The following is a 19,238-nucleotide window of genomic DNA, read 5'->3' as shown; positions in this document are numbered from 1 at the left end:
GCACCGTTCCTGCCGGGCTTATGCGCAAGACCATGTGGCGACAGCCGGAAATAAAGCAGATATTATAAACAATAAACACCCTAATAATAATAACATCATGAACAAATTAACCATCCATAGGACAACCGGGCACCCCTTCTTCAAAAAGGAAACGCCAGCCTTGCCTCCTGCCGTCAAAGGGCAAGCTGGAGCACTGCCCATTCCGGCGTATCCGCGTACTGCCGCAAATGCCTTGCTTAATAATGTCCATCCGAACCAATGGAAACTTTATCGGCAACAGTGCCGCCCTCCCCCGTTCCCGTCCCTGTAAGATTTATTCGCCAGCACAAAGTGTAAGAATTTTTTAAATAGCCAATATAATACTGAAGGTAATGGTAGTGACACTTCTATAAACAGTTATGGCTTTACAGAAGGATATATAATCCCTACATCTGAAGAACAGGATGAAATAATCAGAAGTACATTTGTGGAAATAAGTACGAATGAACCATATGATTTGCTTTTGAACAATTGTTCTGTAGTAGCACAAAGGGCTTTAGAGAAAGGGGGGTGTTAAAACGCATTATCAGAAAAATTCAAAGTTTAATATTCCTAAAGTCAATACCTCTCTTCGATTTACAGTACCTGAATCAACACAGAGGTCTATGATCCCTAGTACCGCATTTAAATCAATTATTAAATATAATCCAAAAGGGAAATTAATTTATAAATAATATTATGAAGAAGGTAAAATTAACCCCTATATTATTATTTTTTCCAATATCAATAATAGGATATGCTTTACATTTATGCTATAGACCAGGATGGATACCATTTAGATTATTATTTATTATTGGATTTGTATTTATAATGTATATGTTTTTCCTAATTGATCGTTCCATAGTATCACAGTTAAGGCTTAGGACTATTTGGATTTTAGAAATAATATTAATTATAATTGGAGTTACATTTGCTTCTTTATATAATCTAATATAGATTATGTAAGCAAAATAGAAAAACAATAACTTATTACCCTAGCATATGACTTTTATCACTCTATGTTAGGGTAGTTTTTTCACTCATCACAAATGTTTTCTAATGGGTAGATTTCACAAGAAATGTCTAGCCTAGAATGAGTGTACCTATTGTGAAACAGAATTTGAGGGAAGACTACAGCGAATATCTACTATGACGTACAGAAACTTGATATAAAGATTTATAAGCATGGATGAATTTGTATAGCAAAGTTTGATAGTTTTTCGGAACATTTGTAGTAAATCAAGCAGATATAAAATGGAAAAAGTACGTCCACATCTGGAAAGATCTTACTTGTAAGAACTTATTGTATTTAAAGAAAAATGGTTATACTCAAGGTGCTGATTTTGTCATTTATTTGGTACTCGGCAGTGGATTAGAGTTTAAGGACGGCACTAACCAGGCGGTAGAGCATACTTATGATAAAAAAATAATCAGATTTAAGGACTTAAATAAGAATTTTAGTAATATTGGATATAATTTTTAAATTTTCCTGATGAAGTAACCTTTGCAAAGAGTCGAGCTTCTATCATTCCTTTTTGTGAGAATTTGTTACGCAGTTAAGGAAACACTATCTACAAGAAATTCACGTTTAACTTCTCCCAGCAAAGCGTCCTCTTCCTTGTCGAACCAATATACTGCTCATTCCTGCGTAGTGCATCCATCTCTTGCACATAGAGCTGTTCATTCTATATTTCACTAATTCAATATATGAAATTCAGCCATTGATTTCATTGAGAACAAAATAAAAACTTTCATATAAAATGGAAGGCATGCCGACAGGCACACCTTCCATTTTATCTTTATCTACACGGAATAGACTTTTTAGTCTTCCTCCTCCAGAGAGTCAGTATACTCCATTTCCCCCTGAACCACAAAAAGAATTTCTTCAGGATCAAACTCACCCATTTCGTCCTTTTTGGCTTCTTTCACGATATACTCAACGATAGCATCCAAGTCTATCTCAACGTAGCCGTCTGCATCAGGTTGAGCATCAAGGATACCACTTTCTGAATAGTATTCGTCAATTAAATCGAGAAAATAGTAAAGCTCATCGTCCGAGAACTTCTCTTTCAGTTCTTGAGGCAGATAATTTCTGATGTATTCGATGGTCTTTTCGTCATCAACATCCTCAAATAAAAATTCGTCTTCCACTCCCATGATTTTTAAGTGTTAAGTGATACATTTATAAGTATAATGAAAACTTCCTTTACAGAAGTTTCTTCACTTTCTCCACAAATACCGGTTTGCCGACAGCACCTACCTGCTTATCAACAACTTCACCATTCCTAAAAAACAGAACAGTTGGGATGTTACGGATACCGTATTCAGCAGCCACATCACTATTTTCATCTACATCACATTTGCCGATGAGTACCTGCCCTTCAAATTCGGTTGCCAATTCCTCTATGATAGGAGCTACCATTTTACAAGGGCCACACCAAGGAGCCCAAAAATCTACTACAACCGGCTTACCTTCTGCAATAAGCTCTTTATAGTTGCTATCTGTAATTTCTAAAGCCATTTTGTTTAAATATTAAGTGTTTATTATAAATGATTTCTAATTGATTTCCGCTACAAATATAATCAATTTATATGGAAAGCTAGTTCAGGACGCTCTTTTAAATAAGTTATTAAATCTCTACCGACCGAAAGTTTTATAGGACGAGAGATTAAATCAACCGACATACGATTGGCATCAGAATCATCCGTCACTTTAAAATAAAGTTCCGTTTTACCGGGATGTTCCTTTGTTAATGTAGCCAATTCTGTTACTAATCCCGAGTTGAGTATTGATAAAGGAATTAATATAGTAATTTTCTGTATCAACTCTTCTTTTACGTCCGGCAACAGTTCCATAGAGGTTATTTTTATCTCTAATTCATCCTGTCGCCATTGCTTAGGCTGGCAACGAGCTTTGATATACAGGAATGTTCCTTCATTTAGATATCCCTGATAAGTCACCCAATCATTTCCCCAAAATGGCAACTCGGCAGATCCGGAATAATCTTCAATCTTGGCAATACCATACGGATTGCCATTCTTGCTAACCCCTCTTCGCACACTGGTTACAATACCTCCCATTGTTATCTCACGTCCTGCTAAAACTGCTTTATCATCTAAGTCGGCCATGCGTGTATTGCAAACATGTTCCAGAACAATAGAAAATTCATCCAACGGATGAGCCGAAAGATAGATACCAACCAAATCACGTTCACGATTCAAGCGGTCAAGATCACTCCAACGCTCCACATCTTGAGGGATTTCAGGAGTAGCCACATCAATCACATTTTCACCACCAAAAAGAGAATTGACAGCTGCTGATTTATCCGCCTGATATCGGTTACCATAGCGCATTAATGTTTCCAAGAACACTTCCCCCTTTGAATTAACAGCAAAATACTGTTCACGTTTTAACTCCGGGAAACTGTCAAAACCTCCGGCAAGTGCCAGGCATTCCATATTTTTCTTATTACAAGCATTCAGATTGACACGTTGCACAAAATCAAAGATACCTGTAAAAGGTCCGTTCTTCTCGCGTTCCTCCATTATACTGTGCACAGCCGCTTCACCCACTCCTTTCACTGCTCCCAATCCGAAACGGATATTACCATCATGGTTTACCGTAAACTTAAGGTTACTCTCATTCACATCCGGTCCCAGTGTCTGAATCCCCATTGCCTTACATTCATCCATCAACTTAGTGATATCGGTAATATTCGACAAACTTCGGCTCATCACAGCCGCCATATATTCCGGTGGGAAGTTTGCCTTCAGATAAGCAGTCTGATAAGCAACCCAAGAATAACAAGTAGCATGTGATTTATTGAAAGCGTAAGAAGCAAATTTTTCCCAGTCAGTCCAGATTTTCTCAAGTACTTTCGGATCGTGACCGTTCTTTCGACCACCTTCGATAAACTTTGGTTTCATGTGATCCAGTTTATCACGCAGCTTCTTACCCATCGCTTTACGAAGTGCATCCGATTCACCACGAGTGAAGTCAGCCAACAGACGTGACAAAAGCATCACCTGTTCTTGATAAACAGTAATACCATACGTATCTTTCAAGTACTTCTCCATCACCGGAATATCATATTCTATCGGCTTACGACCATGTTTACGGTCAATAAAATCAGGAATATAATCCATCGGTCCGGGACGATAGAGAGCATTCATGGCAATCAAGTCCTCAAAAGTAGAAGGCTGTAACTCACGTAGGTATTTCTGCATACCGGCAGATTCAAACTGGAAAGTACCAATGGTACGTCCGTCACTATATAGCTTGTAAGTAGCAGGATCTGTAATATCTATCTGGTCAACATCAATCTCCAAGTTACGACTCAAACGGATGTTTTCGACTGCCTCCTTTATAATAGAGAGAGTCTTCAATCCGAGAAAGTCCATCTTAATCAATCCCGTATCCTCAATGACTGAACCTTCATATTGAGTAACCAGCATCTTCTCTCCCGTTTCCTTATCGTCCGCTGTACTCACAGGTACCCAGTCGGTGATATCATCACGACAAATAATTGTACCACAGGCATGTACACCTGTACCACGCACGTTTCCTTCGAGCATTTTAGCATACTTAATCGTATCCCGTACCAAAGGATCAGAAGACGCTTCAGCAGCCTGTAATTCCGGAACATATTCAATAGCATTCCGTAGATTCAGTTTCTTATCGGGAATTTTATCCGGGACGAGCTTTGCCAAACGATCTGATTCGGAAAGAGGCAACTTCTGTACACGAGCAACATCTTTGATTGCCAGCTTGGTTGCCATCGTACCATAAGTAATAATATGAGCTACTTTCTCCTGACCATACTTATTAGTCACCCAACGAAGCACCTCACCACGACCATCATCATCGAAATCGACATCAATATCAGGCAATGAGATACGGTCCGGATTCAAAAAACGCTCAAACAGCAAATCATACTGGATAGGGTCAATTTTTGTAATCCCCAGACAGTATGCAACAGCCGAACCGGCAGCCGAACCACGTCCTGGTCCTACCGATACCCCCAATTCCTTACGGGCAGCATTGATAAAGTCCTGCACAATCAAAAAGTACCCCGGGAAACCCATCGTCTTCATAATATACAACTCAAAGTTCATACGCTCTTTGACTTCATCCGATAGAGGTTCACCATATATTTTTTTGGCTCCGTCAAAAGCCAACTTGGCCAGATAATCGCCTTCCAATTTAATACGATACAATTTATCATATCCTCCTAGACGCTTGATTTTTGCTACCGCATCCTCCTCGCTCAAGACTACATTCCCATGTTCATCCTGAGTAAATTCATCAAAAAGATCTTTTTCCGTAAATCTCTTCCGATATTCCTCTTCCGTTCCAAAATCTTCGGGAATGGCAAAAGTAGGCATAATAGGAGCATGGTCAATAGAATACATCTCTACTTTGTCCAAAATCTCCAGCGTATTACTTAAGGCTTCGGGTACATCCGCAAAAAGTTCATTCATTTCCTCACGGGTTTTCATCCACTCCTGTTTGGTATATAACATACGGGACGGATCATCCAAATCCTTACCTGTACTCAAACAGATCAATCGGTCATGTGCTTCAGCATTTTCTTCATCTACGAAATGTACGTCATTAGTACATATCAACTTAATGTTGAACTTTTGGGCATATTCCTGCAAATACTTGTTTACTTTTACCTGTAAGGGGTAACATTCGTGATTAGCACGAGGAACCGTTGCCTGATGGCGCTGCATCTCCAGATAAAAATCATCGCCAAACAGATTCTTATACCATTGGATTGCTTCTTCTGCTTCAGCAAACTGATCATTAGTAATCCGTTTGGGTATCTCTCCACCCAGACAAGCCGAGCATACAATCAACCCTTCGTGATATTTTTCCAATTCACTACGGTCGGTACGTGGACGCATATAGTATCCACGTGTCCACGCGTGCGATACTAATTTAATAAGGTTATGATAGCCTTTCTCATTCTTGGCCAACACAATCAAGTGATAACCACTTTGATCAGATTTACCCTCTTTCAGTTCCATTGTACGGCGTGCTACATACATCTCACAGCCGATTATCGGTTTGAAAATCTTATTCTCCGCCTCTACTATTTTAGCTTTACAAACAGCAATCTCCGCCTCTTTGTCCTCGCACTCTACCGTACCTGCTTCAATTCCTGTAATTTTCTTTTTCAGGTCCTTGATTTCCCCTTTCGGACCACTATTTTTCTTATTGACGTAGTTCGTAAATTCCTTAATACCGAACATATTTCCATGATCAGTCACGGCAATACCTTTCATTCCATTTTGCATGGCTTTATCAACTAGGCGAGCTACGCTAGCTTGACCATCCAAAAGAGAATATTGCGTATGGACGTGTAAATGAACGAAATCCTGCATAATGATAAGTCGTTAAATTGAAGGCATAAAATTACTACCTCCCTCGTTATAAACAAAAATAATCCTCAAAAAGTTATCAACACTTGCATTTCTATGCTCATTTACTTGCTGATTTTTTAAATTAAGTATATTTTTGCACACAATATCATTAAACAGTATTCATGGGCCGACTAAAGAAATTAAAAAAGATACGTATTCACCGCGAAGGAACACATATATTATGGGCCAGCTTCTTGCTATTGCTATTAATCAATGCGGCTCTTTACTGGGGAATTGATTGCAAGATACCTTTTTACGTAATGACAGTAGCCAGTATTGCAGTTTACCTGCTGATGGTTAATTTCTTCCGTTGCCCCATCCGTCTTTTCGGGCAGGATACGGAAAATATTGTAGTTGCCCCTGCCGACGGCAAAATAGTAGTTATTGAGGAAGTAGAGGAAAACGAATATTTTCATGATCGTCGATTGATGATCTCCATTTTTATGAGTATCGTAAATGTACATGCAAACTGGTATCCCGTAGATGGCACCATCAAAAAGGTAGCACATCACAACGGTAACTTTATGAAAGCTTGGTTACCAAAAGCCAGCACTGAGAATGAACGCTCTACAGTTGTCATCGAAACCCCTGAAGGAGTGGAAGTGCTGACCCGCCAAATTGCAGGAGCTGTAGCACGTCGTATCGTTACCTATGCGGAAGTAGGTGAAGAATGCTACATTGACGAACACATGGGATTTATCAAATTCGGCTCACGTGTAGATGTATATCTCCCTATCGGCACAAAAGTCTGTGTCAGTATGGGGCAATTAACAACGGGTAACCAAACGGTTATTGCCAAACTTAAATAATCCGGTCACAATGACAAATGTTATTAAGAACAACATACCTAATACAGTAACCTGCCTAAACCTTTTCTCCGGCTGTATCGCTTGTATCATGGCTTTCGAAGCCCAATATGAGATGGCATTGTTTTTCATCATTTTAAGTGCTATTTTTGATTTTTTTGACGGTTTGCTGGCGCGTACTTTAAATGCTCATTCTGTAATTGGAAAAGACTTGGATTCTTTGGCCGACGACATTAGTTTCGGTGTGGCTCCTTCAATGATTGTTTTCTCTTTATTTAAAGAGATGTACTATCCGGCAAATATCAGTTTTATAGCAGCTTATCTGCCGTATACCGCTTTCCTGATTTCTGTTTTTTCAGCATTGCGTTTAGCTAAATTCAATAACGACACACGTCAAACCAGTTCTTTTGTTGGCCTGCCTGTCCCAGCAAATGCTTTGTTCTGGGGTTCTCTGGTCGTAGGAACACATGATTGGTTAGTTTCAGATAACTGCCATCCTGTCTATCTGCTGATTCTGGTTTGTCTGTTTTCATGGTTACTTGTGTCAGAAATTCCGATGTTCTCTTTGAAATTCAAAAATCTATCATGGAGCAGCAATAAAATAAGTTTCATTTTCCTGATTGTATGTATTCCATTCCTCATTTTCCTAGGTATAAGTGGTTTTGCTGCAATCATCGTCTGGTACATTCTTCTTTCACTTTTTACAAGAGAAAGTAAATAAACAATCTCTTGGCACGTTTGTTGTACTATTAGTTTTTGCAAGTACAATATTAAAATCATAGCCCAATGTATATAATTTTATTCTTCTTTATATTTTTAGGTGTTATTATCTTATTCGGTCTCTCAATTGTTGGAGCCATTTTAAGAGCTATTTTCGGATTTGGACGAAGCTCTTCTTCTCGACCAAGACAAACCGGATATAGCAATAGTAGTCAGCAACAACGTTCCAGTTATAATTCTACCACAAATAATTCATCTGATAATACAGAAGAAGTCGTCTCAGAAAATAACAGGTCTCGTAAACATAAGAAAATATTCTCGAAAGATGAAGGAGAATATGTGGATTTCGAAGAAATAAAAGAGGATAAATAGTTACTTATCCTCTTTTATTTCTTCGACTATATTATTTCTTTCATTTTCGTTTAGATAAAAAGAAGTCTTTCATTAATCCTGCACATTCATCCGCCAATACCCCCTTCACGACAACCGTTTTGGGGTGCAACGCTTGAGCAGCGTATTTCTGATAACCCCGTTTTTCATCTTCAGCACCGAAAACAAGTTTAGCAGTCTGTGCCCAGGCAATAGCTCCAGCACACATCACACAAGGCTCTACAGTAACATACAAGGTACATTCATTCAGATATTTGCCTCCCAATACATTCGCAGCAGCTGTAATCGCCTGCATTTCAGCATGAGCAGTTACATCATTCAAAGTTTCCGTAAGATTATGTGCACGTGCAATAATTCGCCCTTTGCAAACCACTACAGCACCAATAGGAACTTCTCCCCGTTCACCGGCTTTACGTGCCTCTACCAAAGCTTGTTTCATGAAATAGGTATCGTCCAGCATAATATCAACGTCTCATATCGTGTTCTCCGAAAAGTGTAGGATAATCTTCTTCCATATTTTTATGAATAAACATGAGAATCGTTTCGCGAAGCCAGCGCGATTTGTTCGTTATCTTATATTTCTCCAGATAACGATCAACAATCTGCTGTTCATCTTCGCTTAACAAAATGCTCATACGTCGCTCCCGTTTAACACTCTCGACGTGCATCTTCAAGCACTTTTTACTTCTTTTTCTCATATCACCTGCAAATTTACTTTTACTTCTGTAAAAACAAAGAATAAAAGCAGTAAATTTGCGAAAAAAGATGGCTGAACATAATGAATTAGGGAAGGCTGGTGAAAATGCCGCAGTTGCTTATCTTGAGGATAACGGTTACGTCATCCGGCATCGGAATTGGAGAAAAGGACATCTCGAACTTGATATTGTTGCCGCAAAAGAGAATGAGTTAGTGATCGTAGAAGTCAAGACTCGTAGCAACACACAATTTACCATGCCGGAAGATGCTGTTGATCTACCCAAAATAAAACGAACTGTACGCGCTGCCGATACTTATATAAAATTATTTCAGATTGATGCTTCCGTACGTTTCGATATCATTACGGTAGTAGGTAACAAAATAGATTTTAAGATAGAACATATAAAGGAGGCATTTTATCCTCCTCTGTTTTAATAAAGTATATGTATGAATGTAGAAATAATTAGAGAATATTGCTTAAGTAAAAAAGGAGTAACTGAGTCTTTTCCTTTTGATGATGTATCACTCGTCATGAAGGTGATGAATAAAATGTTTGCTCTTATTGATTTGGAAGAAGCAAAAACAATTTCATTAAAATGTAATCCGGAGCGAGCTATCGAACTACGTGAGCGTTATTCCGGGATTGAAGGAGCCTATCATTTTAATAAGAAATACTGGAATAGTGTCCGTTTTAACAGTGATGTGGATGATAAATTAATGAAAGAATTGGTTGATCATTCCTACGAAGAAGTTATCAAGAAGTTTACTAAAAAGCTACGTGCCGAATATGATGCTCTCCTCTGATAAATTTCCTTTCCGCTTCGTTCATTTGAACGAAACTAGTTCTACAAACAGCTATCTGCAAGCCCTTTGCATCCAACAGCCAGTAGAAGAACTGACTACAGTCATTACCGACTTTCAAACAGCCGGAAGAGGGCAGCGTGGCAATTCCTGGGAATCACAGATCGGTAAGAATCTTCTATTCAGTTTTGTCCTTTTCCCGAAGTTTCTGGAAGCACGTCGGCAGTTTCTAATTTCTCAAATTATATCTTTGGCAATTAAGGATGAATTGGATATTTATACTACGGATATCTCTATCAAATGGCCGAATGATATTTATTGGAAAGAGAAAAAAATATGCGGTATGCTGATTGAAAATGATTTGATGGGAAAACTGATTAATCAAAGCATTGCAGGAATCGGTATCAACATTAATCAGGAAACATTTTTCAGTCAGGCTCCCAATCCTGTATCATTACTACAGATCACTCAGAAAGAATACGACATATTTACAATACTAAAAAACATTATGATCCGTATCCAAGATTATTATACTCTACTTCAACAAAATCAGGTTGAATTGATTGCCAACCATTATAAAGAGTCTCTTTTCAGAAAAAACGGTTTACATCTGTATAAAGATGCTAATGGAATATTTCTTGCACGTATTGTTCAGGTAGAACCGGAAGGAAGATTAATACTAGAAGATGAAGGACTGAAAAAGCGAGATTATATGTTTAAAGAAGTAGAATATATCTTAGAAAGATAACTAGTTATAAAACAAAACATTATCTTTGAGGAAAATGTTATATTAACAAAGCTCTGATTTATGAAAACAAAATTAATTTTCTTCTTACCACTATTACTTTTATTTATTAATTGTACCGATTCTGATACAGATTCCAGTTCATTGAAACTTTCCGAATCTACTTTTAAAAATGTGGATGGAAACGGTGAGACATTAAGAATAAATATTGAAAGTAATTCCGCTTGGAAAGTAAGTAGCGATCAGCAATGGTGTATCCCTTTTCAGGAAAAAGGAGATAACGACGGAGAACTAGTTCTATCAGTTGTCGCCAATCTGGACGGTAGCTCCAGAGATGCTACAGTAACAATTATGAGTAGTAAAGCTAGTAAAAAGATTCAAATAAATCAAAAAGCTTTAAACAGTACAGCAAAAGAGTATCACTACAAGCTTCCGGTTATCTTTCATGTCTTTTATGAAGACAAGGCAGATGCCTTGCAATATGTCAATTCAAACATTCTTTCCGAGATACTGACAGAGGTCAATAAACTTTATAAAGATGCTAATAAAAGTATAGATATGAATCTGACTTTTACACTTGCAACAATTGATCCCGAAGGGAATGAAATGACTACTCCAGGCGTGGAATATATTAAATGGCCGGAAAGTTATCCCATAGACTGTGAAAAATTTATGGAAGACGAAACTAAAGGATATGTAAATTATCTATGGGAACCTAACCTTTATATAAATGTAATGGTTTACAATTTCAAACGGACTAAATCCAATACTATTATTTTAGGCATATCCAACCTACCGTTTTCCACTAAAGGAAAGAATTTTTTGAAAGGACTTGTCGAGACAGACAACTCTTTTCTTAAAAAAAGTAATTTGAAATTTCCGTATTGTGTATCCATCAACAGTATTTATATCAACGATCATACCATGGATGGAAATATTAATGCGACTGTTGCGCACGAACTTGGACATTATTTAGGATTACATCATGTATTCAATGAAAGAAACGGTGAGACAGTAAATGCTTGCATTGATAGTGATTATTGTGAAGATACCCCTCCTTATAATAAGTTTGAATATGATGATTACGCAAGAGAGAATTACGGTTCCTCTTTCTCGATACTCGCCTTGCGGGTTAATTGCAATACGGAAGAGAAATTCACTTCGCGCAATATAATGGATTATTCATATAGTTATTTGAATCAATTTACTTCTGACCAATTCTCGCGTGTCCGCCATGTATTGATGTATAGCCCATTAATACCAGGTCCCAAGATAGGACAATCTACAAGTGCACGTGCTGTAAGCGATGGACCGCTTGATTTACCAATACGTATTGTGAAATAAATAACAGAAAAAGGTGAACCGTATCAACGATTCACCTCTTTTTCTATAGATAGTATCTTATCCAATGTCTTTTTAGCTTCTGTAGAAGGAAATTTCTGAACTACTTTTTTCAAAGAGGCTCTCGCCTTCTCATATTCAGTGGAGAACAGCCGAAACAATCTATCCCGATAACGCGCATACTGCATCTTCGTAGGAGAAGAAATCTTATTATATTCATTTTCCATTTTCTTCTTTTCCTGTTCTCCCATCAAAAAGTAATAATTACCCAGAAAGATATTTGCAGCCAGATTATCAGAATCAATCTTCAGTAATTGCTCATAAATACGCAAAGCATCTTTTTCTTGTCCCCGGCAAACCTGCATCTCAGCACAAGCCTCGAGATAATCGACATTATCAGGACTCTTCTGCAACAATTCCTTATAAAACAAATATGCTTTATCGTAATTGCGGTTCTTTTTAAAAGCTGTCGCCATTTCATTCGCCAACTTAGGACAAATGGGACTATTCTTTTCCACAGTTGTCCAGTAATACATTTCGCATTGGTTGATTCCCAATCTGATAGCTTGACGAAAATAACTAACTGCCTGCCCCTGCTGATCTGCTTCGATAGCTGCCGATACCTTAGACAACATATCTTCTACCGTTTGAGCATTCAGCATCAACGGCATTGTCAATAAAGAGAAAAAAAAGATAGTTAAGGTTCTCATAATCTGTTATATTGTCATTTAGTTTGCAACATTACAAAGATACAATAAAAAACAAATATTGTTCGGGGAATAAGCATTTTATTTTAATTATTAGCTTCAAAGCTTGAGATAAAGCTATCCAGAGTTTGCCCTTCACTAGGTCTGGCATTATAGCGTCGGGCCAATCTTACAAATTCAGCCCAAGTACCATCTTCCATAGCTTTCTTTTTATTACGTACACTTTGCAAGTATAACAGTTGCATACTCACTCGCTCTACACGCTCTTTTATCGTATCGTTTTCTGCATCTTGTTTGGCACCATTGATAATCGAAAAACCTTTCTTAATAAACTCATCAGAATATATCGGATCATTCTCTTTGATATAGATACCAAAGTGAGTCTGCGGATTAACCAACGACTGACAAAGCAGGTAATATTCCATAATTTTGGGTGCTGCGTTACCGTAGTAACCATCTATGAAATCTTTTACCAATATATTAACATCCTGCTGTGGATTCCATAAAAGTTTGTTTGCCACCCATGCCTTCATCTCATCAAACTCGGCTCCACCGGATTGATATTGTGCTTCCTCGAAGACACCAATGACATTGTGTTCACGAAATGCTTGAATATTAGGTCCCAGCACCTAAAAGTTCGGCCATGGAGCCATGTATTGGGCATAATCGACAATATAATCCCAAATAAACAGATGAGGAGCTATTTTGCTCCAAGCCTTCATATCGTCTACAAAAGCTTTATTTTGCGGACATTCTGCTGTAATCGGATGAGCAAAGCAACACTCTATACTGCATAAGCGTACTACTACGTTGTCTTTTGGACAAATACCTACAGGCGGTTTACGAGTATACTGATAAGCAAAAGTACCAATATATTTCTGTGGGAACAACAATTGGGCTTCATCGGCCACTTGATTTACAAACCATATAATAAGCCCTGAATGACCACCATATCGCTCTTCGATAGCCTTACAATTAGGACATTCGCAGAAAGCCTGATTATCGTTTTGTGAAAGACTAAATATTCTGTAGCCAGGCAGCGATTTCATTTTTTCAAATAACCGTCTCTTGCAGATGTCTAACACATTAGGATTCGATAAGCACAACTGTCCATTATCAATACGTTTACCATTTCTTAGTGCGAAATATTCCGGATGTTCTTTGAAGAATTCTTTAGCTGTAACTAGCTGTCCCATGGTATGTGCGTTCCAGTATGCTTCTATACTTCCATATAAATTATCTACTGGTCCCCATTTCATATTTTCTTTATTATGTGCACTCCATTGTGGCACATTTTCAGTCACATAATAATTAGAATAGCGATATTGAATAGCAGGCTTCTCGCTATGATGTAAAGTAACAAAATTCCATTTCTTTAGTTTGGGCACTTTAGTGCAATTTGGTGTGTACCATCGCACTCCAAACTGATCTTCCAGAAAACTAAATACTCCATACATGGTGCCACGCTTACTACCTCCGTATATGATCAGATGCTTCCCCTTGTTACAGTAAGTAAAGCCCTCATAATCAGGTGTGATATCTTGTTTTCCAACAAGTTGGCTGACTCTATCATTATAACCTACAAATATCTTTGGGCCATTAGAATTTAGCGAGTTAGTAATAGGAAGTTCTGCTCCACCTATCTGCTTAATGTATGCTTGTAACTCTTTAGCAGCAGTTTGTTCGGATGAAGAAGCTTCAGCAGAGATAGCTATCTGATATTTTGATTTCCCATTTTTGAACAGCACATTACTTGCCATTGTGCTCGTTGTACAAATCAAAATACTGCATAATATAATAACAGTAAATGATTTCCTGATTATTAATTGCGTACTATTCTTGTCTTTCATTATAAAGAAACTATTATGGTTTAACAAAGAAATTTATCAGTGGACGATTGACATCTTTCTTCCTTTTAAATATAACAATCCAATCGTATGTAAAAATAGCAGAGTATTATGTATAGACCAAACTGATAAACACTGGCAAGTTATAGAAAATCTTTCAGATACCAAAGAACATAAACCTAAACATTTTCTTCATTTTATTTTTTATGCCAATACACAGCCACTAAACTTTAAAATCACTTGAACTATCGCAACAATTACTTCGGAATCACTTCTTCAACATACTTGGAAAGTTAATCAAAACAATTAAATATCAAGACGTTTTTTGTCTTTGACATCCAAAACAGAACCCATAGCATTTACGACTCTACCGAATAAATCATCAAAATAAAAAGAAGAACTATATTTAAAATTCATAACGGAACGATTCAATTTTAGCCTCCAGTGCATTAAACGCATAAATATGAGTTTTAGACACACATATAGAATTATAATAATCTGCAGGTAATGTATATGTTGCAATCACTTTCATCTCTGGATATAATGAAACACGAACGATAGTTCTTGCTTTATAGTCATCGCCATAATTACTGCATAGCAAAAAAACATGACCATCAATTCCATAAGAATCTCTTGTTAAGACATAATAAGATTTATCACTTCGAATATCCTTTTTGAGTATAAAATCAATATTATTTTTAAAGACCTCAATTCCTGACAAATCATATTTTTGAATTAATTTTTTTGTTTTAATATCATATTTCTCTATAAAAGGAAGTGCATCTGGAACCGAAATGAAACAATCCTTTGCAAATAGGAGATCACGACCATTCATTGTCACTGTTCGCATTTCGTTACCTACTTTCTCTAAATCTCCATAGTAGGAGCATGAATCTGAACGGTCTTTGAATTTAGTCAGAAATAGTCCACGAGGCGATTTTTGAGGTACAAAGAATTCACCCTCCCGATAAAAAAAGCGTTTATCTAATGCTCTATCAATCGGAGTACTACCTATATATGATTCATTAAGAAACGTACTAATTCTACCCGTTCCACCATCAACCACGTATACAGAGTCTGCACATATGTAAAAACTTATAGGTGCTGTTAATTCTCCTGGTCCGTTCCCTCCCCTCCCTATTACACGTATTTCATTAAAACCAGTGTCAAGTACTGCAATATCCCTTCTACTAACATCCATTGTATAAATACAATTATTATAATACTGCATACACCGTATTTCTGAGAAGAAAGATGTGTCCGGATATTCAGCAATTGATTTATCAACAAACAAATCATAAGAAGCTATTTCTTTACGAGTATTAGTTATACAAGAAAAAAAAAGCATAATACATAGAAAGCCTATAAATAAATAACGTGGTTTCATAATATTTCATTTTAACAAGTTGTTTTATTTCCATCACATTCAACCCATGGCTCACTACCCCAAAGGCCTACATTTCCTCTGCTAACATTTTTCCCCCGTACAACTTACTTCTCCAGTCTCTTGCCCAATTAGATTAAAGCATTCCGACGAAACCGTACAAGAGCAACCAGCTTCATCCCCTGCTAGAGCCTCTATACTACTTAAAAACAAACAATAATTTGATTGATTTACATTATTCGATTTTATAAATACTTATAATGACAACAAAACAACCGAACCCCAAATAATAAGTGATTTTAATTTCATATCTTTTAATTTTAGATTTAAATAAATATTACCTCAACAAAATATTACAAATATAAGAAAAAAATACAGCTAGACAAGATTAATACTTTTTTTTAGGAAATAATAACACATATCGAATATCATCCACAATTAAACGAAAGTTTTATTATGTAGACAATGAGATATTGAAGAGACATTGTTTTATCCACATTCGTCCAATAGTACATTCCTGAACAGCTGATATCCAGCCCAATAGCTTAGCGGAAACGCTAGTATCCTGCACCTGCTGATCCGTTTCGATAGCAGCGGCTACCTTAGACAACCAATGAAGTAAAGCAAACCTGATAAAAAAGCAAGTCCGACAAAGATCTGTATAGATTCATATACATGCTATGCCGGACATATGCAAACAACACGCTTATTATTATTTATTTCCCTTCACCAAATATTGCTCTTCCTTATATGTAAATGTCACAAACAGAAATGCCAGCGCACAAGCTATCAACATCATGATGAAATACCAATTCCATCCAAATTGATCAACTACAAAACCAACACAAATATTAGCCAGCAAAGCAGTACCGAAGAAATATCCGAAGAATCCGGTCAGACCAGCTGAAGTTCCCGCTGCATTTTTAGGAGCAAGATCCAAAGCCTGAACGCCGATCAACATGACAGGACCATAGATTAAGAAACCAATCATAATCAGGCAAATAACGTCAATCATGGCATGTCCCGAAGGATTAAACCAATAGATAGCAATAAATATGGCAGTCAGCACCATATAAATCATAATCGTAATGGCACGGCGTCCTTTAAAAATCTGATCACTCAGCCAACCGCAAATAATTGTTCCCGGAATAGCAGCAAACTCATAAGCAAAATAAGCCCACCCAATATCCTTTAAATTATACCCCTTCACATTTTGCAAATATGTAGGAGCCCAATCCAGACAACCATAACGCACCATATAAATGAAAGCATTAGCAATCGCTATAAACCAAAGAGTACGGTTATTCAAGACATATTTGAAAAAGATTTCTTTCGTAGTCAGTACCTCCTCACTCTTAGCACTATAATTTTTCGGATAATCATTTCGATATTTCTCAATGGAAGGCAATCCGCAGGATTGAGGAGTATCCCGAATCAACAGATAAGCAAGTACAGCAATAAATAGAGCTACAAAAGCCGGAAAACAGAAAGTTCCGAAACGCCAGCTTCCCGACCAAATCAGTCCATAAGCCGCCATTGGTCCTACCAACGCTCCTCCTACATTATGTGCACAATTCCAAATAGACATCTTAGTTCCCCGTTCTTTAATTGAAAACCAATGAGTCATCACCCTCCCACAAGGAGGCCACCCCATCCCTTGAAACCAACCAATCAGGAACTGAAGAATAAACATCATAATAATGGATGATGTCCCCCATTGAGTTCCCAAAATAAAGGTTACTCCGGCTGCAAGCAACAAACCCAATGGAAGAAACTTCCGGGCATCACTACGGTCAGAAACACTACCCATTAAAAACTTAGACAAAGCATAAGCTATGGCATTGGCAGAAATGGCAAAACCAAGAGCGGCATGATCATACCCCATCTGCTCCAATTCCGGCATAGCCATTGTGAAGTTCTTACGTACCAGATAATATCCGGCATAGCCCACAAAGATTCCTATAAAGACTTGTAAACGAAGTCTTTTATACTGTTTATCAATTTTTCCTGCCGGCACTTCAGCCTTAAAAGCAGGGGGAGTTAGAAAGTGTGACATAGTATATCGTTTTTCGTAATGTGTTTTTCGTTTTTATATTTTAATGCCGATTCAGCGCAATGGTCGCTTCCAGATCCAACGCATCAGCTAAAATGGAGATCGGATTCATGACACGTGTTGGAGTAGACATTTCAATTTGCCATTTGCAAGTTTCGCAATCGGTGGCAACGTAACTGACATGTGACTCCTGAATCTGGCGAAAAAGGGAATTACCGATTCCTTGTGAAGTTTCGTAATTCTCTTTTTTAAATCCATAGGTTCCCGCAATGCCACAACATTGTGAGTTAAGCATTACAAAGTCCATCCCCGGAATCATTCGCAACAAGGAAGTGGAATAAATAGACCATCCTAACTTCTCCATATGGCAGGGAGTATGATAAGCAATCCTGTTGTGATAATCTTTCTTGAAAGCTAGTTTTACCTCTCCCGATTCTACCAGCCGGAATATAAAACGAGTAGCAAGCTCCGTACTCTGGCGAACATCCGCATTATCAATATCCAATAAATGGGGATACTCATCACGCAAAGTAAACACACAAGTAGAGGAAGTGGCCAACACAGGACGATTATTCTCAATCACCGACTGACGAATTGCCTTTATATTATGCAATGCTTGCTTCTTAGCTTGCGAAATAAGTCCATTAGAAATCAACGCTACCCCACAACACTTTTCGTATTCTAATAAATGTACTCCATAACCGATTGCATTCATTACTTTCACTAAATCTTTTCCTAACTGTGGAAAATTATAATTCACGTAACAACCATGAAAGTAACTCACATGACGCTGATAAGAATCCTGTTTTGCTTCCGCCTGTTGATGATACCAATTTTCAAAGGTTTGTGAAGCATATTTGGGAAACGTACGCCGATGATCTATCTGAAGCACAGTATCCATTACCTTTTTTACCGGACTCAACTTTAGCGTTGCATTCACTACCGGAGCCAACTTAGTAGACATCGTTCCTACTATATCAGTGTTAGCCAACATAATATCGCGCAGTTTCGGTTTCGAACGACTATATTTAATACGTGCCGCTTGAATAATATCGCCTATCCGTACTCCAGACGGACAAGAGACTTCGCAGCGTTTACAATTCAGACAATATTTAAGAGTCGGATCAAAAAAATCGGGCGTTTTCAACCGGAAACGTTCTCCGTCCGGTCCTGCCTGTTTGGGACCGGGAAAATCATGATTGATAGGTACTACAGGGCAATACACCGTACAGATCGTACATTTGATGCATTGCTCAAAGTTATTGTTACTTATATTATATTGCTGTGAGTTCATGATACTC

The 19,238-nt window shown here is 37.6% G+C and carries 16 protein-coding genes and 1 pseudogene; 7 read left to right on the top strand and 10 right to left on the bottom strand.

Features of this window, described 5'->3' with window-relative positions:
- Nucleotides 1-1,839: 1,839 nt before the first annotated feature.
- From CZ225_RS04960 to dnaE, 3 genes are all read right to left on the bottom strand, one after another.
- Nucleotides 1,840-2,175: a hypothetical protein gene (locus CZ225_RS04960; protein ID WP_025074068.1), complete on the bottom strand. Its 336-nt coding sequence runs from the start codon at nt 2,173-2,175 to the stop codon at nt 1,840-1,842.
- 49 nt (nt 2,176-2,224) lie between these two features.
- A complete protein-coding gene (gene trxA, locus CZ225_RS04955; RefSeq protein WP_025074069.1) occupies nt 2,225-2,539 on the bottom strand; it encodes a thioredoxin in 315 nt (104 codons plus the stop codon).
- Nucleotides 2,540-2,601: 62 nt separating this feature from the next.
- The gene (gene dnaE, locus CZ225_RS04950) at nt 2,602-6,408 is read right to left on the bottom strand and encodes a DNA polymerase III subunit alpha (protein ID WP_077153191.1); all 3,807 of its coding nucleotides are present in this window, start codon (nt 6,406-6,408) and stop codon (nt 2,602-2,604) included.
- 161 nt (nt 6,409-6,569) lie between these two features.
- On the opposite strand from dnaE, the gene CZ225_RS04945 reads away from it, so the two are divergent.
- From CZ225_RS04945 to CZ225_RS04935, 3 genes are all read left to right on the top strand, one after another.
- Complete coding sequence (locus tag CZ225_RS04945) at nt 6,570-7,256, top strand: phosphatidylserine decarboxylase family protein (RefSeq protein WP_077153190.1); 687 nt, start codon at nt 6,570-6,572, stop codon at nt 7,254-7,256.
- A 10-nt stretch (nt 7,257-7,266) separates the two neighbouring features.
- Nucleotides 7,267-7,974 carry a CDP-diacylglycerol--serine O-phosphatidyltransferase gene (pssA, locus tag CZ225_RS04940; protein ID WP_077155695.1) on the top strand — a complete coding sequence of 236 codons (708 nt, stop codon included), beginning with the start codon at nt 7,267-7,269 and terminating at the stop codon, nt 7,972-7,974.
- A gap of 65 nt (nt 7,975-8,039) precedes the next feature.
- Nucleotides 8,040-8,345, top strand: coding sequence for a DUF4834 family protein (locus tag CZ225_RS04935; RefSeq protein WP_077153189.1), 306 nt, complete (start codon nt 8,040-8,042; stop codon nt 8,343-8,345).
- A gap of 40 nt (nt 8,346-8,385) precedes the next feature.
- On the opposite strand, the gene CZ225_RS04930 is transcribed toward CZ225_RS04935, so the two are convergent.
- Nucleotides 8,386-8,823 carry a nucleoside deaminase gene (locus CZ225_RS04930; RefSeq protein WP_077153188.1) on the bottom strand — a complete coding sequence of 146 codons (438 nt, stop codon included), beginning with the start codon at nt 8,821-8,823 and terminating at the stop codon, nt 8,386-8,388.
- Between the two features lie 4 nt (nt 8,824-8,827).
- The gene (locus CZ225_RS04925) at nt 8,828-9,061 is read right to left on the bottom strand and encodes a hypothetical protein (protein WP_025074073.1); all 234 of its coding nucleotides are present in this window, start codon (nt 9,059-9,061) and stop codon (nt 8,828-8,830) included.
- A 67-nt stretch (nt 9,062-9,128) separates the two neighbouring features.
- On the opposite strand from CZ225_RS04925, the gene CZ225_RS04920 reads away from it, so the two are divergent.
- The 4 genes from CZ225_RS04920 to CZ225_RS04905 are packed head-to-tail and all read left to right on the top strand — an operon-like array spanning nt 9,129 to nt 11,949.
- Complete coding sequence (locus CZ225_RS04920) at nt 9,129-9,494, top strand: YraN family protein (RefSeq protein ID WP_077153187.1); 366 nt, start codon at nt 9,129-9,131, stop codon at nt 9,492-9,494.
- A 12-nt stretch (nt 9,495-9,506) separates the two neighbouring features.
- Nucleotides 9,507-9,863, top strand: coding sequence for an MmcQ/YjbR family DNA-binding protein (locus CZ225_RS04915; protein ID WP_077153186.1), 357 nt, complete (start codon nt 9,507-9,509; stop codon nt 9,861-9,863).
- Complete coding sequence (locus tag CZ225_RS04910) at nt 9,847-10,608, top strand: biotin--[acetyl-CoA-carboxylase] ligase (RefSeq protein WP_077153185.1); 762 nt, start codon at nt 9,847-9,849, stop codon at nt 10,606-10,608. Before CZ225_RS04915 ends, CZ225_RS04910 begins: the two co-directional genes overlap by 17 nt.
- Before the next feature lie 60 nt (nt 10,609-10,668).
- On the top strand, nt 10,669-11,949 hold the full coding sequence (locus CZ225_RS04905) for a zinc-dependent metalloproteinase lipoprotein (protein WP_077153184.1): 1,281 nt from the start codon (nt 10,669-10,671) through the stop codon (nt 11,947-11,949).
- Between the two features lie 23 nt (nt 11,950-11,972).
- Here CZ225_RS04905 and CZ225_RS04900 read toward each other — a convergent pair whose 3' ends face one another.
- The 5 genes and pseudogenes from CZ225_RS04900 to glpC form a co-directional block, all read right to left on the bottom strand.
- Nucleotides 11,973-12,656, bottom strand: coding sequence for a tetratricopeptide repeat protein (locus tag CZ225_RS04900; protein ID WP_077153183.1), 684 nt, complete (start codon nt 12,654-12,656; stop codon nt 11,973-11,975).
- 83 nt (nt 12,657-12,739) lie between these two features.
- A pseudogene (locus CZ225_RS24210) lies at nt 12,740-14,413 on the bottom strand (DUF4838 domain-containing protein).
- Between the two features lie 493 nt (nt 14,414-14,906).
- A complete protein-coding gene (locus CZ225_RS04880; RefSeq protein WP_129585742.1) occupies nt 14,907-15,887 on the bottom strand; it encodes a 6-bladed beta-propeller in 981 nt (326 codons plus the stop codon).
- A 709-nt stretch (nt 15,888-16,596) separates the two neighbouring features.
- A complete protein-coding gene (gene glpT, locus CZ225_RS04875) occupies nt 16,597-17,940 on the bottom strand; it encodes a glycerol-3-phosphate transporter (RefSeq protein WP_077153178.1) in 1,344 nt (447 codons plus the stop codon).
- A 40-nt stretch (nt 17,941-17,980) separates the two neighbouring features.
- Nucleotides 17,981-19,231, bottom strand: coding sequence for an anaerobic glycerol-3-phosphate dehydrogenase subunit GlpC (gene glpC, locus CZ225_RS04870; RefSeq protein WP_077153177.1), 1,251 nt, complete (start codon nt 19,229-19,231; stop codon nt 17,981-17,983).
- Nucleotides 19,232-19,238 lie beyond the last annotated feature (7 nt).

It is taken from the genome of Bacteroides bouchesdurhonensis (assembly GCF_900155865.1).
GTDB lineage: Bacteria > Bacteroidota > Bacteroidia > Bacteroidales > Bacteroidaceae > Bacteroides > Bacteroides bouchesdurhonensis.
This window is presented reverse-complemented; position numbering and strand designations above follow the sequence as displayed.

Excerpts from the sequence above, each read along its gene's own strand:
- CZ225_RS04945 (WP_077153190.1), top strand. The coding sequence starts at position 6,570 with ATGGGCCGACTAAAGAAATTAAAAAAGATACGTATTCACCGCGAAGGA.
- glpC (WP_077153177.1), bottom strand. The coding sequence starts at position 19,231 with ATGAACTCACAGCAATATAATATAAGTAACAATAACTTTGAGCAATGC.
- trxA (WP_025074069.1), bottom strand. The coding sequence starts at position 2,539 with ATGGCTTTAGAAATTACAGATAGCAACTATAAAGAGCTTATTGCAGAA.
- CZ225_RS04880 (WP_129585742.1), bottom strand. The coding sequence starts at position 15,887 with ATGAAACCACGTTATTTATTTATAGGCTTTCTATGTATTATGCTTTTT.
- CZ225_RS04920 (WP_077153187.1), top strand. The coding sequence starts at position 9,129 with ATGGCTGAACATAATGAATTAGGGAAGGCTGGTGAAAATGCCGCAGTT.
- CZ225_RS04935 (WP_077153189.1), top strand. The coding sequence starts at position 8,040 with ATGTATATAATTTTATTCTTCTTTATATTTTTAGGTGTTATTATCTTA.
- CZ225_RS04915 (WP_077153186.1), top strand. The coding sequence starts at position 9,507 with ATGAATGTAGAAATAATTAGAGAATATTGCTTAAGTAAAAAAGGAGTA.
- CZ225_RS04905 (WP_077153184.1), top strand. The coding sequence starts at position 10,669 with ATGAAAACAAAATTAATTTTCTTCTTACCACTATTACTTTTATTTATT.
- CZ225_RS04925 (WP_025074073.1), bottom strand. The coding sequence starts at position 9,061 with ATGAGAAAAAGAAGTAAAAAGTGCTTGAAGATGCACGTCGAGAGTGTT.
- CZ225_RS04900 (WP_077153183.1), bottom strand. The coding sequence starts at position 12,656 with ATGAGAACCTTAACTATCTTTTTTTTCTCTTTATTGACAATGCCGTTG.
- dnaE (WP_077153191.1), bottom strand. The coding sequence starts at position 6,408 with ATGCAGGATTTCGTTCATTTACACGTCCATACGCAATATTCTCTTTTG.
- glpT (WP_077153178.1), bottom strand. The coding sequence starts at position 17,940 with ATGTCACACTTTCTAACTCCCCCTGCTTTTAAGGCTGAAGTGCCGGCA.
- CZ225_RS04960 (WP_025074068.1), bottom strand. The coding sequence starts at position 2,175 with ATGGGAGTGGAAGACGAATTTTTATTTGAGGATGTTGATGACGAAAAG.
- CZ225_RS04910 (WP_077153185.1), top strand. The coding sequence starts at position 9,847 with ATGATGCTCTCCTCTGATAAATTTCCTTTCCGCTTCGTTCATTTGAAC.
- pssA (WP_077155695.1), top strand. The coding sequence starts at position 7,267 with ATGACAAATGTTATTAAGAACAACATACCTAATACAGTAACCTGCCTA.
- CZ225_RS04930 (WP_077153188.1), bottom strand. The coding sequence starts at position 8,823 with ATGCTGGACGATACCTATTTCATGAAACAAGCTTTGGTAGAGGCACGT.